Source organism: Shimia sp. Alg240-R146 (assembly GCF_947331465.1).
Lineage (GTDB): Bacteria > Pseudomonadota > Alphaproteobacteria > Rhodobacterales > Rhodobacteraceae > Shimia.
In genome coordinates this window covers 1,214,507-1,227,565 of record NZ_CAMZOK010000002.1, presented here as the reverse complement: position 1 = coordinate 1,227,565, position 13,059 = coordinate 1,214,507, and the positions used below count along the sequence as shown (strand labels likewise).

The following is a 13,059-nucleotide window of genomic DNA, read 5'->3' as shown; positions in this document are numbered from 1 at the left end:
AAGATTAACCAATATTTGAGGCGAGATGTTGCAGACCTCGGAGCGGCAGGCAGAAAGAGGCGCACGGCCCGGTTGGCCGTGCGGTTGTTGTCTAAGTGTTTGTTGTTAATGGGTTATGAGGCTGCGCGGAAAGAGGGTCGGGCCGCTAACAGTGGCACAATGAAGAGCGCGAGAAAGCCAAGGTTGAGCACCACATTGAACCACGCGCCGGCGAGGATTGACCCGAAACTGTCAACAATGAACCAGCTGACAATACCGCGCATTAGAATGCGCCCGCCGATATCGGGGTTGGTTGCATAAACTCCAGTTGTGACCTGATGGGCCATCACTCCGAAGCCAAACAATAAGCCACCGCTGATGGCGCCCAGCACCAGTTCGCTGTCGCTGGAGAAGGTTTGTCTGCCGTCCAGCGGCAGGTGGGTAAGGTCGAGAAACAGGGCCATGACAGGCTGCGCACCAAGCAGCGCGGCAACCATCAAAAGGCCGATGAAGGCGGAGAAAAGGCTGGCAAACTTGAGGCAAGCGGTGGCGCGGTCATGATTCATTACAAAGCTCCTTTTGGTGTGATGCGCCGAAATTGCGCCAATGCGGGTAGGCAAAACAATTACCTTGAAGGTAAGTGCACGGCTGCTCAGACGCGGGTAGAATGGATGCAGGAGGACTTGTGATGGGATTGGACTTTGGAGCTGCGTTGAAAGAATGGCGCAGTGCGCGGCGGATCAGCCAGCTTGATCTAGGGCTGTCGGCGGGTGTCAGTTCGCGCCACATCTCGTTTCTTGAAACCGGCCGGTCGCGGCCCAGCCGGGGCATGGTGCTGCGGTTGTGTGACGAGTTGGACGTGCCGATGGCACAGCGAAACAGGATGCTGACCGCGGCGGGCCTGAGCCCGGCCTATGCTGAGCGGGATTTGTCGGAGGAAGACATGGCGCCGATGCGGGCGGCTGTGGACTGGACATTGGCGCGGCATGATCCGTATCCAGCGATGGCGATTGACCGGCATTGGCGGCTGGTGTCCGCCAACCGGAGTTGCACGACATTGTTGGCGGGGTTGGGGGCCAAGGTGGGTGACAGTTTGCTGGATATGATGATCGATAATCCAGTGATGCGGCAGGCTTTGGAGAATTACGACGAGGTGGCGCGCCATATGTTGGCGCGGCTTCGGGTTGAGGCAGCGCATTTCGGACATGACAACGTGTTGGAGGCCGCAATTTCCGGATTTGAGGGGATTTTGGGCGGCGCAGGTGCCACAGTTGACGGCATCCGGCCAGCGGTCATTCCCGCAACCTATGTGCTGGGCGGGATGCGGCTGACCCTGTTTTCAACGATCAGCCAGTTTGGATCAGCCGAGGACATCGCGCTGTCGGAGTTGCGCATCGAGATGATGTTCCCGGCAGATGAAGAGACCCGCATTGCGCTTGAAATGATGGCCTGACTACTTGCGGTCCAGCGGGCAAGTCCCAATGCCGAGAACCGTGTAAAGCGGGCAGGTGCCGAGCAGGGCGGTGGCCAGCGGAACGACCCCGATCCACATCCAATTGCCATAGCCCAAAAGGGCGCCAAGGATCAGCACCACGCCAATGGTGATGCGCAGGATTTTGTCGACGGTGCCGACGTTTTTGGTGAACATGGTTTCCCTCCAATGGAATGAAGGAAATATACATATTAGATTCAGAATGTGATTTGATTTGGGTCAAGAAGTGTGCGGTTCAATCAAATTGTCTATCCAATGTCTCCACCCGTCGTCGGGCGGCGGGTTGGCGTTGATGTAGTCCCGCGTTGTGTGATCAGGAAGAGCTTTGAACCAAGGCACGAACAGAGTCATGTAATCGTCGCCGCCGCCCATGCGCCAACCCATACTGCCGACTGGATAGTCAAAAACTTTCCATGGAGGCTCAAGCGTACTGGGAAGACCGGCGCGCCACTTTTCGTGCGCGTCGGTTCGGTCGTGCAAATCTTGGCGCAAATCGTCGGGAAGTTTGCCGTCGACAATCTTCCATGACTTTGGCGCATCGCTCATCGTTCTATCCACGACCGCGTTTTTCAAAGCGCGGCAGCATGGCGGAGAAGTCGGTGCCAAGGCCGTTTTCGTTTTCGACAAACTGCTCATAAAGCGCGGTTGCGACTTGGCCCATTGGAGTGTCGGCGTCGGCGCTGTCTGCAGCTTGCTGCGACAGGCGCAGGTCCTTGAGCATCAGTTCGGAGGCAAAGCCGGGTTGATAGTCGTTGTCGGCCGGCGACTGTGGGCCAACGCCAGGCGCGGGGCAGTAAGCGTTCATGGTCCAGCTGTAGCCTGAGGAGGTCGACACAACGTCAAACATTTTCTGGCGGTCCAGGCCCAGTTTATCCGCGAGCGAGAAGGCCTCGCAGGTGGCAATCATAGTGACGCCGAGGATCATATTGTTGCAGATCTTGGCGGCTTGACCTGCGCCTGCGTCACCGCAATGCACCGCCTTTTGGCCCATGATGTCAAACAGCGGGTCGGCCTTGGCAAAGGCATCGGCTGATCCGCCCGCCATGAATGTCAGCGTGCCGCCAGCGGCGCCGCCGATGCCGCCGGAGACCGGCGCGTCCACCGGCAAAAGGCTGGCTTGGGTGGCTTGGTCCGCCACAGTGCGGGCGCTGTCTACGTCCACGGTGGAGCAATCTACAAAAGCGGCGCCTGCTGTCATTGCTGGGATGATTTCATCCGCCACAGCGCGCAGAATCTGGCCGTTGGGCAGCATGGTGATGACCACGTCTGCGCCGGTTGCAGCGCCCGCGCCGCTGTCGGCCATGGCGACGCCTTCGATGGATACGTCTGCCATGTCAAAGCCCGTGACGTCGTGGCCTGCTTTGGCCAGATTGGCAGCCATCGGGCCGCCCATGTTGCCCAGTCCGATAAATCCGATTTTCATGGCTCTACTCTCCCTTTTCAAACGTCAGTTTGTCCGCCCCAAGTGGCAGCACCATCTTGGTGACCACGCCTGCTGGCAAGGCCTCAAGCGTGTATTTCCACTGTGGATTGCGGTCTTTGTCGATGATTTGTGCGCGGATGCCTTCCAGAAAATCACCATGCTGCATGGCGCGGAAGGTGAAGCGGTATTCCTGATCCAGCGCAAAGCGGATGTCGTCGCGGGTGCGGACGCGGTGGATGATTTCCAGCGCCGCGCCCATGGCGATTGGCGAATTGCGCGACAACTTTTTCATAGCGCCTGCGGCAAAGTCGGTCTTCGCAAAGGTCAGTGCGTTGACAACATCGTTGAGGGTTTCACCGCCAAAGTTTGCGTCGATCTCGGCTTGTAAGGCGGCGAGGGGGGCGTCTTCGGGCTGCGTTGCCGCCGCATCAATCAGGTCCCAATTGCCGGTCTCTTCGAGTTGGGCGATCAGGGCGGGCCATTGATCCTCGGGGATGTGGTAGTCGGCAAATCCGGCATAGATGGCGTCAGCCGCATTCAGCCGCGCAGCGGTCAGGCCGAGGTATTCGCCCAAGCGGCCCGGTGCGCGGGCAAGAATCAAGGAGCCGCCCACATCCGGCACAAGGCCGATGCCGCATTCGGGCATGGCGATCTGGCTGCTTTCGCCCACGATGCGGTGCGAGGCGTGGCAGCCCACACCTACGCCGCCACCCATGGTAAAGCCTTGCATGAAGCTGGCCACCGGCTTGGGGAACTCAAACATTTTGGCGTTCATACGGTATTCGTCGGCCCAGAATGTCTGGCCAAACGCAAAGTCGCCCTTGGTGCCGGTATCGTAAAGTTCGGCAATGTCGCCACCGGCGCAAAAAGCTTTGTCCCCTTCGGCGTCGATCACGACCATCTTGACGCTGTCGTCGTCGCGCCATGTGTCCAGCGCGTTCTCGATGGCGATGCACATGTCATAGGACATGGCATTGAGCGCCTTGGGACGGGTAAATGTGATGCGGCCGGTTTGGCCGACCTTGCGGATGTCGATGTCTGTCACGTCATTGCGCTCCGGTGTTTGCTGTCCGTCTGGCGAAGTCCAGACCGCTCCGGCCCATCCTCGATGGGAGGGACGGAGCGTGCCCTTTTAGGCTGCAATCATCTGGCGGGAGATGATCAGGCGCATGATTTCATTGGTGCCTTCGAGGATTTGGTGCACACGCAAGTCGCGCACGATTTTCTCGATGCCGTAGTCCGCCAGATAGCCGTAGCCACCGTGCAATTGCAGGCAGCCGTTGGCGACATCAAAGGACACATCGGTGACCATCAGCTTGGCCATGGCGCAGAATTTGGACGCATCATGCGCGCCGTTGTCGAGTTTCCACGCGGCTTGGCGCAGGAAGGTGCGGGCGGCTTGCAGTTTGGTTTCATACTCCGCGAGGCGGAACTGCAGGGCCTGAAATTGGTTGATCGATTTGCCGAAAGCTTTGCGCTCGGACATGTATTGTACGGTCAAATCCAGCGCTTTTTGCGCACCACCAAGGGCACCGGCGGAGATGTTCAGGCGGCCACCGTCAAGTCCGGCCATGGCATAGCTGAAACCTTTGCCTTCGTCGCCGATCAGGTTGTCAGCGGGCACGTTGCAATCGTCAAACTGCACCTGTGACGTCGGTTGGCTGAGCCAACCCATTTTCTTTTCCAACGCGCCAAACGACAGCCCGTCTGCGCCGTCTTCGACAACAACGGTCGAGATGCCTTTGGGGCCGTCCTCGCCGGTGCGAACCATGCAGACATAGGCATCCGAATAGGAGCCGCCGGAAATGAACGCTTTGGTGCCATTAAGCACATAGCCTTCATTGGTGCGTTCGGCACGGGTTTTGAGCGCGGAGGCGTCGGAGCCGGAACCGGGTTCGGTCAGGCAGTAGGAGAACACCTTGGACATGCTGCAGAGATCCGGCAGCCATTTTTGTTTGGTGTCCTCGGAGCCGAATTTGTCGATCATGCCGCCGCACATGTTGTGGATCGACAGGAAAGAACCAACCGAGGGGCAGGACATCGCGAGGGCCTCAAACACCAGCGTGGCGTCAAGGCGCGACAGACCGGAGCCGCCGTATTCCTCGGAGACGTAAATGCCGCCAAGGCCGAGTTCGGCGATCTGTGGCCAGAGCTCTTTGGGGATGGAGCCTTCGGCTTCCCATTTCTGGGCGTGGGGGGCGATGTGGTCTTCGCCAAACCCTTTTGCCATATCGAAAATCAGGGTTTGCTCTTCGCTCAGTGCAAAATCCATCAGCCACTCTCCCTAGGTTGCCATGCGGTTGCGGTGCGCACCGGTGGGGCGCCGCGTGAATTGAACGTGTGTTAAATTAGCATTCTTGCGCAACTGTTGCAAAGGCGGATGCTGTGGCAAAATACGCAAAATGGCGTTGCATAAATGCAGGGACCATCGCTGGAACACGATGCGGGTCAGGCAGATTGTGCAGCGTCTGTGGTGACGGCCACGGCGTTTGGCATTTCGTGGCGTTCCGTGCGATTGCGGCCATTGGCTTTGGCGCGATAAAGCGCGGCGTCGGCCTGTTCCAGCAATTGGGACGGATCGTCAGGCTGGTTGGCGTTGGCGGTCGCAACGCCAAACGAGCAGGTCACAATCAGGGTCAGGTCGTCAGCACAGCCAGTGACATGACCCGCGATTGACTTTCGGATGCGCTCGGCGACTTTGAACGCGTCCTCGCCGGAAGTGTCGGGCAGGATGATGGCAAATTCTTCGCCGCCGTAACGGCAGACGCGGTCGGATTTGCGCATACGGGTGTTGCTGAGAAGGTCCGCGACCGAGCGCAACACTTTGTCACCAACCGGATGTCCGTGGGTGTCGTTGATGGCCTTGAAGCGGTCAATGTCAAACAGGATCAATGACAGGTGACTGTCGTCTTTTTCATGTTGCAGCCATGCATGCGCCAGTTCGTCGTCAAAAGCTTGCCGGTTCAACAGTCCCGTCAGGTGATCACGGCGGGCTGTGTCGACGGCGTCTTGGTGCAATTTCTGCAGGAGCGCACGCTCTTCCTCGAGGAATTCGGCGCGGTTGATGGCCATGATCACGCGGCGCCCGACCTGAACGGTGCCAGCAGTAATGCCAAGTACAAACGCGATGTGGAGCGTTTGAAGGACGTGTATGAAGTAGCTGGTTGTCATAGCATCAAATGCAGCAGTTGCGGCCACCGCGCTCCAGCATGCGAAAAAGAACATGGCATTCGGAGTTCTGTGTATCGCGGCGGTGCCGCAGCTGATCAAAATGGCTGCCGATGTTGCAACGGCAAAGACTTCGGCGCCGATCCACATTTGGGTGACAAGTGGCAATGGGGCGAAGACGCACAAAAGGATGCCAAGCACACTTATCACGCCGTGGCCGACTATAATGCGCCAGTTGCGGATTTGTTGCCAAAGCAGCGCCTGATTGAGCATCATGGCGGTCCAAAACAGGAAAAGAGAATTGGCATATTCAAGGCGTAATCGGAAGGTGCGCCATTCAAGTCCGAAGAGCGTCTCGATCATGTCGCTCAGAAGGATCATCCTGACGAGGAGGGTGACTGCGGCGAGGGTTAAGACCAGGGTCGCGATGTCTTTGCGGTGGAAGACAAACAGAGACAGGTTGACAGAGCCGACGATCAAAACGATGCCGATCAATGCGCCGATGATCAGCCGCTCGGTCTGAACAAGCGCCTGAAATTGCGTGCCGTGAAACAAGCGAAGTTGCTGGATGATTCCATTGTCGCTGGTGAGGCCTCCGCGCACGTTGATCAGCATAAGCCCGTCTTCGGCCATCGCCAACGAGTGGCCTTTGTGACCATGGCTGGCCATCAAAGGCCCCGTCATGGTGCCCTCGGCCGCAACGCGCCACGCCCTTTCAGGAGCGTTTAACGGGATCCAGTAGATTTCATAGGCGTCCGAAATGCGCAAAACATCAAGCATGAGCTTGGCTCCGACGCCTTCTGGGAGCCGGACACGGGCCACGTAGCTGCCATAGCCGGCGTGATGCGGGTTTTCTGCATTTGTGGGAAGGTGTGCAGCCCAACTGTTTGGAACGGCGACTTTAGACATCGAGTTGTCCATATAGGACGCGTGGGCTTGTGCGGGCGACATGAGAGCGCCGTGGGAAAAGAACCAGTCCCCCGACAGGGTCGCAGTGCCATCGTCGCGAAAGTCGATGTGGCGGAGGTCAAATTCCGGTTGTTGTGCAGGCGCTGCCACAGGCGCGGCTGCGATGAACGCGGCCGAAATACAGAAGATAAACGTGAAATGAACACTGCGCATGAGCTGCAGCATGGACCATTGCCTCGGATGTTTTTGATTGATCGATGTTTTGCACCGGAATGGTTAACGCGACTTTAAGGGCGTGCGATCAGTTAAACTGTGTTGAGCGGTTTTTTGCGCAGGCCAGCAAGGACCTGGTTACGCAGTTTGGTCGAGGAATCGCGAGATCTCGGTGTTGTCCAGGCCGAGAATTGACAAGGCGGCCTCACGTGTGTCCTGAACCATCGGCACGACGGACGGAAAAGGTTCCCATGAATTGACCGCGAGTTGCGCAATGGAACGGCCAAGCTCGTTTGGGGCGTAGTACACAATCAAGGTCTGCGAGGCATGACCCAAAAAGGCCGCGGCTTTTTCCGCCTGCATCGCCATCAGTTCCAAATAGTCGGCATCCCAGCCGGTAATCTGAGAGAAATCGACCAGATGTTTCTGTCCGGGGGCGTAATCCGGATGCTGAAGATAGCGGGCAAAGATGTCCCGCGTGTCCTGCATCTCGATATGACCGGAATATTGCACATAAACGAGGCCATTGGATTTCTGGATGCGAAAGGACACGGGCATGGGGAAACCTGACTAGTGAACGTAAAAAAGGGGCGGATGGGCCGCCCCTTTTAGTAGACAATCACAAAGGTGAATTTGGATCAATCCATTTGCTTGAAGTGGAATTCTCCGCCTTCTTTGATGCCTGAAGGCCAGCGCGATGTGATGGTTTTGGTGCGGGTGTAGAATTTGAACGCATCCGGGCCGTGCTGGTTCAAATCGCCAAACACGGATTTCTTCCAGCCGCCGAAGGTGTGATAGGCCAGCGGCACAGGGATCGGCACGTTCACACCGACCATGCCGATGTTGATGCGGTTGGCAAAGTCACGCGCGGTGTCACCATCACGGGTGAAGATCGCGGTGCCGTTGCCGTACTCGTGATCCATCGCCAGACCGAGCGCTTCTTCGTAGTTTTGCGCGCGCACCATCGACAGAACAGGACCGAAAATTTCGGTTTTGTAGATGTCCATGTCTTTGGTGACGTTGTCAAAAAGGTGTGGGCCTACAAAGAAACCGTCCTCATAGCCTTGCAGGCTGAAGTCGCGGCCATCCACCACAAGGTCAGCGCCCTGATCGACACCGGTTTGCACCAGGCGCAGGATGTTTTCTTTGGCAGCTGAGGTCACAACAGGGCCGTAGTCCACATCGTCGCCCGCAGTATAAGGCGCGATTTTGAGCTTTTCGATGCGTGGGATCAGTTTGTCGCGCAGCTTGTCTGCGGTTTCCTCGCCAACGGGGACAGCTACGGAGATCGCCATGCAGCGTTCGCCCGCAGCGCCGTAGCCAGCACCAACCAAAGCGTCAGCCGCTTGGTCTAGGTCAGCGTCGGGCATGATGATCATGTGGTTCTTGGCGCCACCGAAACACTGAACGCGTTTACCCTGGGCACAACCCGTGCCGTAGATGTATTCGGCGATCGGTGTCGAACCAACAAAGCCAACCGACTGGATGGTGTCGTCATATAGGATCGCATCAACGGCTTCTTTGTCGCCGTTCACAACCTGAATGATGCCTTTGGGCAGACCGGCTTCTTCGAGCAGCTCGGCCAGCATCAGTGGCACAGAAGGGTCACGCTCGGACGGCTTGAGGATAAAGGCGTTGCCACAGGCAATTGCGGGCGCAAACATCCACATCGGGATCATGGCCGGGAAGTTGAACGGCGTGATGCCGGCGGTCACACCAAGTGCTTGGCGCATGGAATAGATGTCGATACCGGGGCCGGCAGCGTCCGTGTATTCGCCTTTGAGCATCTGGGGCGCGGCAATGCAGTATTCCGCCACTTCCAGTCCACGCTGGATGTCGCCTTTGGCGTCCGGGAAGGTTTTGCCGTGTTCGCGGCTCAACGCTTCGGCGATTTTGTCCATGTCGCGGTTCAATAGGTCCACAAACTTCATCAGAACGCGGGCGCGGCGCTGTGGGTTCACGGCGGCCCAAGCCGGCTGTGCGCTTGCGGCGGCAGCAACAGCGATGTCCATTTCGGCCTTGTTGGCCAGTGGCACTTTGGCCTGAACTTCGCCCGTTGCCGGGTTCATGACGTCGGCAAAACGGCCCGACGTGCCTTTGACGTGTTCGCCGTCGATGTAGTGGGTCAACTCTTGCATGGCATCCTCCATTTCAGTTTGCGCACAGAATAGGCTTGCAAAAATCCCTTGAAAAGCGGCAACTATTCAAAACAGCTTTGCAAAAATGCGGAGGGTAGTCACATGGCGGCGCAATCAGCAGCACAATGGGATGACTTGCGGGTGTTTCTCGCGGTGGCGCGGGAGGAAAGCCTTTCGGCGGCAGGACGGCGGTTGAATGTCGATCCGGCAACGGTCGGACGGCGTGTCGCGCGATTGGAAACGGCATATGAGACGCCGCTTTTTGTAAAATCGCCGATTGGGTACGCGCTGACGGATGCGGGGCAACGGTTGATGGCGCATGCCCTGCGCGTGGAGCAATCGCTGGAAGAGGCGGCTGAAGACATGGTTGGGCAAACCACTGGCATTTCGGGGCAAATTCGCATTGGCGCGCCGGACGGCGCAGCGAATTATCTGTTGCCGCAGGTTTGCGCCAAGATTGCCGAAGACAATCCGGATCTGGACATCCAGATCGTGGCGCTGCCGCGCGTGGTTAGCCTGTCGCGGCGGGAAGCGGATCTGGTGGTGGCGGTGAGCGCGCCCACAGCCGGTCGCCTGACGGTGCAGAAGATAGCGGATTACAAACTGCATCTGGCTGCAGCGCGCTGGTATCTGCGCCAACACCCTGAGATCAAGACGCCGGAGGATCTGCGTCATCACATGGTGATTGGCTATATCCCCGACATGATTTTTGACAAGGAATTGGACTATTTGAACGAAACCGGTGTGGAGCGCGTGCGTCTGGCGTCCAACTCGGCCAGCGTTCAGTTCAATTGGGTGCGGCGCGGCGCGGGCGTTGGGATTGTGCATGATTTCGCTCTTCCTTCGACCAAGGGCATGGTCAAAATCTTGCAGGATCAGGTGTCGCTGACACGCAGTTTTTACCTGATCCGGCACGCGGACGATCGACGTTTGGAGCGGATGAACCGATTTTCAGAGGCGTTGTGTGAAGGAGTGCGCAAGGAAGTTGCGCGGCTTGAAGCGCAAACTTGACAAATCGTGCGCTTTGGGGCGACGGTTGACCTAAGGGAATTTTTCTAGAACCGGAGGTTAAGTCCATGCTCGTACACCAGATTTTGAAGTCCAAAGGGTCCGAAGGCGTCTTTACGGTCAAACCCGGGACGCTGGTGTCGGAGGCCGCAAAATTGTTGGCGGAGAAGCGCATCGGCACCGTGATCGTTTCGCAAGACGGTGAAACCCCGAACGGAATTTTGTCTGAGCGGGATATCGTACGCGAATTGGGCAAACGCGGGGCAGGGTGTCTGTCGCATTCTATTGACGACTACATGACGGCAGATGTTGTGACCTGTGGGCCTGACGATGACGCAGTGGGTGTTCTTGAGAAGATGACCGAGGGGCGGTTTCGTCACATGCCGGTGATGGCGGATGGCAAGCTGGTCGGACTGATTTCGTTGGGCGACACCGTTAAGGCGCGGCTCAGCGAACTGGCGATGGAAAAGAATGCATTGGAAGGCATGATTATGGGGCATTGACCCCGCGATGTGCCGTTGCGTCCGAAATCCCGCAGAAATACCTATGCGGCATTGAGGCGCTTGCAAATGGGCGCGCAATAATGTTGCGTGCCGGCAGGACCAATGGGAGGCACGCATGCGCACGGCACTTTATCCGGGCACTTTTGACCCAATCACACTTGGGCATGTAGATATTATTCGCAGGGCGGCCGTTTTGGTCGACCGGCTGGTGATCGGTGTTGCGATCAACCGCGATAAGGGACCACTTTTCACGCTTGAGGAGCGTGTGGCCATGATCGAGGGTGAATGCGCCAAGCTGTCAAAGGAGACCGGCACCGAGATCGTGGCGCATCCGTTTGAGAATCTGCTGATTGATTGTGCCAAGGAAGTCGGCGCGCAGATCATCGTACGTGGTTTGCGGGCTGTGACCGATTTTGAATATGAATATCAGATGGTTGGCATGAACCGTGCGTTGGACAGTTCGATTGAAACTGTGTTTTTGATGGCAGACCTGAAGCATCAGGCGATTGCGTCCAAGCTGGTGAAGGAGATCGCCCGATTGAACGGCGACGTGTCCAAGTTCGTGACACCTGCGGTGAATTCGGCGTTGCTGGAGCGGTTGGGCAAGGTTTGACACGTCACACGAAACGACCAGAGAAAAAGGGCGGCCCGCGGGCCGCTTTTTTGTGTGGTACGACATCTGTTGTTGGTCGGTGTTGCTTCAGGGCAAGCGGACCGAGGGTATGTAGCCTGCGTTTATTGCAGCGAGGGTCGGCTCTGGCGTCAGGACTGTGACGCCGCCGGAAGGCTTGGCAATTGGGCTGGCATATCCAGTGGGCGTGAACGGGTGCAGGGCATCTTGCCAGAGAAGCGCGGGCTTTGAACCTGTGAGGATAAAGCTGCCGTCGGGCAGTGTGTTGGCCTCTGCGGTGTGTCGACGTTGACCAAAAAGGCGGGGAATGGCGCGGGCGCTGTGCAGGCCTTTGTCAAAGTCCGCGACTTTTCCGCTGTGACCTGCGGCCGCTAAAAACGCTGTGTAGTCCGCGCGTCTGCATTCGGCGCAGGGTCGGTGACCTGCGGCAAGGGCAACGGCTTCGTCAAAAAAGAAGAGTTCGGTGTAGCGGTTGGGAGTCATCAGCTTGCGGCGGCGGTTCTTGAAGTCGAGCACGCAGCAGACCCACGCTTTGTGACGCCACCGCCGATGGGTCAATTGGCCGTGTGCATGTGCTGTGTCGTCATGCAAGACGCCGCGATTGCCAAGAAACCCGCCACGGGTGGGTGTTGCGATGATCTCGCCGGTGGGTTGGACACGATTCTGACGGGGCATGCGGGGTCTCCTTTGGCAGGGAGCGTAGCATGGAATGCCGTCGCAGTGCGAAGGTGCGCGAAGGCCGCGCACCTTGGAGATTTTGCGTTACTGCATGCGCAGGGCGCCGTCGATGCGGATGACTTCGCCGTTGAGATAGCCGTTTTCAACTATGAAGCCTGCCAGACTGGCGTATTCAGACGGATCGCCAAGACGCTTGGGGTTGGTCACGTCTGCGGCCAACTGATCCTGCACCTCTTGCGGCAAGCCTTGCAGCATCGGTGTCAGGAAAATACCCGGCGCGATGGCCATTACGCGGATGCCTGAGCGGGCCAGATCGCGCGCCATGGGCAGAGACAAACCGACAATACCGCCTTTGGACGCGGCATAGGCCGCCTGACCACGTTGGCCGTCCATGGCGGCAATCGAGGCGGTGTTGATGATCACACCGCGCGCGCCGTCAGATTCGGGATCGTTTTGTGCGATCACCTCGGCTGCAAGGCGCGCGACGTTGAAAGATCCAATAAGGTTGATGTCGATGGTTTTCTGGAACGTGTGCAGCGGGTGCGGGCCATTTTTGCCGATGGTGGTGGCCGCAGGCGCGATGCCAGCGCAGTTCACGGCGGCGGTGATGCAGCCCATGGCGTCGTGGGCTGCAGCGATAGCGGTGGCAACGCTGGCCTCATCCGTGACGTCGGTTTTGTGGAAGGTGCCGCCGAGTTCGGCTGCGACCGCTGTGCCGCGCTCCTCGTTGAGGTCAAACAACGCGACTTTGGCGCCGTTGGCGGCAAAATGGCGAGCGGTGGCTTCGCCGAGGCCGGACGCGCCGCCTGTGATCACGGCGCAGGTTTGGTCGAGTTTCATGGGCGGGCTCCTCCGGTGGGTAAATGAACGCGTGTTCAAATAACCTGAAGCGGAGGTGTGTGTCTAGGGGATACGGG

At 58.1% G+C, this 13,059-nt stretch carries 15 protein-coding genes; 4 read left to right on the top strand and 11 right to left on the bottom strand.

The genetic code is table 11. The features are described 5' to 3' along the window. Positions 1–113: 113 nt before the first annotated feature. Positions 114–545: an excinuclease ABC subunit A gene (locus PG871_RS15180; protein WP_270730724.1), complete on the bottom strand. Its 432-nt coding sequence runs from the start codon at positions 543–545 to the stop codon at positions 114–116. A 122-nt stretch (positions 546–667) separates the two neighbouring features. On the opposite strand from PG871_RS15180, the gene PG871_RS15175 reads away from it, so the two are divergent. After that, positions 668–1,432 (top strand): helix-turn-helix transcriptional regulator, encoded by a 765-nt coding sequence (locus PG871_RS15175; RefSeq protein WP_270730723.1) that lies wholly within the window; start codon positions 668–670, stop codon positions 1,430–1,432. Here the strand turns inward: PG871_RS15175 and PG871_RS15170 are convergent, their stop codons facing one another. The 8 genes from PG871_RS15170 to PG871_RS15135 form a co-directional block, all read right to left on the bottom strand. After that, positions 1,433–1,627 carry a YgaP family membrane protein gene (locus tag PG871_RS15170; protein WP_270730722.1) on the bottom strand — a complete coding sequence of 65 codons (195 nt, stop codon included), beginning with the start codon at positions 1,625–1,627 and terminating at the stop codon, positions 1,433–1,435. It abuts the gene before it with no gap. Between the two features lie 63 nt (positions 1,628–1,690). Beyond that, complete coding sequence (locus PG871_RS15165; protein ID WP_270730721.1) at positions 1,691–2,017, bottom strand: hypothetical protein; 327 nt, start codon at positions 2,015–2,017, stop codon at positions 1,691–1,693. A gap of 4 nt (positions 2,018–2,021) precedes the next feature. Continuing rightward, entirely contained in the window at positions 2,022–2,894 is an 873-nt protein-coding gene (mmsB, locus tag PG871_RS15160) for a 3-hydroxyisobutyrate dehydrogenase (protein ID WP_270730719.1), read from the bottom strand. A gap of 4 nt (positions 2,895–2,898) precedes the next feature. Then, positions 2,899–3,939 carry an enoyl-CoA hydratase/isomerase family protein gene (locus PG871_RS15155; RefSeq protein WP_270730717.1) on the bottom strand — a complete coding sequence of 347 codons (1,041 nt, stop codon included), beginning with the start codon at positions 3,937–3,939 and terminating at the stop codon, positions 2,899–2,901. Positions 3,940–4,026: 87 nt separating this feature from the next. After that, on the bottom strand, positions 4,027–5,166 hold the full coding sequence (locus PG871_RS15150) for an acyl-CoA dehydrogenase family protein (RefSeq protein ID WP_270730716.1): 1,140 nt from the start codon (positions 5,164–5,166) through the stop codon (positions 4,027–4,029). Between the two features lie 176 nt (positions 5,167–5,342). Beyond that, complete coding sequence (locus tag PG871_RS15145; RefSeq protein ID WP_270730714.1) at positions 5,343–7,196, bottom strand: GGDEF domain-containing protein; 1,854 nt, start codon at positions 7,194–7,196, stop codon at positions 5,343–5,345. A gap of 126 nt (positions 7,197–7,322) precedes the next feature. Next, positions 7,323–7,742, bottom strand: coding sequence for a hypothetical protein (locus PG871_RS15140; RefSeq protein WP_270730713.1), 420 nt, complete (start codon positions 7,740–7,742; stop codon positions 7,323–7,325). Positions 7,743–7,822: 80 nt separating this feature from the next. Continuing rightward, a complete protein-coding gene (locus tag PG871_RS15135; protein WP_270730711.1) occupies positions 7,823–9,322 on the bottom strand; it encodes a CoA-acylating methylmalonate-semialdehyde dehydrogenase in 1,500 nt (499 codons plus the stop codon). A gap of 102 nt (positions 9,323–9,424) precedes the next feature. On the opposite strand from PG871_RS15135, the gene PG871_RS15130 reads away from it, so the two are divergent. From PG871_RS15130 to coaD, 3 genes are all read left to right on the top strand, one after another. Next, on the top strand, positions 9,425–10,333 hold the full coding sequence (locus PG871_RS15130) for a LysR family transcriptional regulator (protein WP_270730710.1): 909 nt from the start codon (positions 9,425–9,427) through the stop codon (positions 10,331–10,333). 65 nt (positions 10,334–10,398) lie between these two features. Then, entirely contained in the window at positions 10,399–10,833 is a 435-nt protein-coding gene (locus tag PG871_RS15125) for a CBS domain-containing protein (RefSeq protein WP_270730708.1), read from the top strand. Positions 10,834–10,948: 115 nt separating this feature from the next. Beyond that, positions 10,949–11,446 carry a pantetheine-phosphate adenylyltransferase gene (coaD, locus tag PG871_RS15120; RefSeq protein WP_270730707.1) on the top strand — a complete coding sequence of 166 codons (498 nt, stop codon included), beginning with the start codon at positions 10,949–10,951 and terminating at the stop codon, positions 11,444–11,446. Positions 11,447–11,533: 87 nt separating this feature from the next. Here coaD and PG871_RS15115 read toward each other — a convergent pair whose 3' ends face one another. Both PG871_RS15115 and PG871_RS15110 read right to left on the bottom strand, forming a co-directional pair. Next, complete coding sequence (locus PG871_RS15115) at positions 11,534–12,139, bottom strand: hypothetical protein (RefSeq protein WP_270730706.1); 606 nt, start codon at positions 12,137–12,139, stop codon at positions 11,534–11,536. Positions 12,140–12,226: 87 nt separating this feature from the next. Beyond that, on the bottom strand, positions 12,227–12,982 hold the full coding sequence (locus PG871_RS15110; protein WP_270730705.1) for an SDR family NAD(P)-dependent oxidoreductase: 756 nt from the start codon (positions 12,980–12,982) through the stop codon (positions 12,227–12,229). Positions 12,983–13,059 lie beyond the last annotated feature (77 nt).

What these genes read in the sequence shown, in the direction of transcription:
- PG871_RS15175 (WP_270730723.1), top strand. Translation starts at nt 668, where the DNA reads ATGGGATTGGACTTTGGAGCTGCGTTGAAAGAATGGCGCAGTGCGCGG.
- PG871_RS15180 (WP_270730724.1), bottom strand. Translation starts at nt 545, where the DNA reads ATGAATCATGACCGCGCCACCGCTTGCCTCAAGTTTGCCAGCCTTTTC.
- PG871_RS15110 (WP_270730705.1), bottom strand. Translation starts at nt 12,982, where the DNA reads ATGAAACTCGACCAAACCTGCGCCGTGATCACAGGCGGCGCGTCCGGC.
- PG871_RS15125 (WP_270730708.1), top strand. Translation starts at nt 10,399, where the DNA reads ATGCTCGTACACCAGATTTTGAAGTCCAAAGGGTCCGAAGGCGTCTTT.
- PG871_RS15170 (WP_270730722.1), bottom strand. Translation starts at nt 1,627, where the DNA reads ATGTTCACCAAAAACGTCGGCACCGTCGACAAAATCCTGCGCATCACC.
- mmsB (WP_270730719.1), bottom strand. Translation starts at nt 2,894, where the DNA reads ATGAAAATCGGATTTATCGGACTGGGCAACATGGGCGGCCCGATGGCT.
- PG871_RS15135 (WP_270730711.1), bottom strand. Translation starts at nt 9,322, where the DNA reads ATGCAAGAGTTGACCCACTACATCGACGGCGAACACGTCAAAGGCACG.
- PG871_RS15150 (WP_270730716.1), bottom strand. Translation starts at nt 5,166, where the DNA reads ATGGATTTTGCACTGAGCGAAGAGCAAACCCTGATTTTCGATATGGCA.
- PG871_RS15145 (WP_270730714.1), bottom strand. Translation starts at nt 7,196, where the DNA reads ATGCTGCAGCTCATGCGCAGTGTTCATTTCACGTTTATCTTCTGTATT.
- PG871_RS15130 (WP_270730710.1), top strand. Translation starts at nt 9,425, where the DNA reads ATGGCGGCGCAATCAGCAGCACAATGGGATGACTTGCGGGTGTTTCTC.
- coaD (WP_270730707.1), top strand. Translation starts at nt 10,949, where the DNA reads ATGCGCACGGCACTTTATCCGGGCACTTTTGACCCAATCACACTTGGG.
- PG871_RS15165 (WP_270730721.1), bottom strand. Translation starts at nt 2,017, where the DNA reads ATGAGCGATGCGCCAAAGTCATGGAAGATTGTCGACGGCAAACTTCCC.
- PG871_RS15115 (WP_270730706.1), bottom strand. Translation starts at nt 12,139, where the DNA reads ATGCCCCGTCAGAATCGTGTCCAACCCACCGGCGAGATCATCGCAACA.
- PG871_RS15140 (WP_270730713.1), bottom strand. Translation starts at nt 7,742, where the DNA reads ATGCCCGTGTCCTTTCGCATCCAGAAATCCAATGGCCTCGTTTATGTG.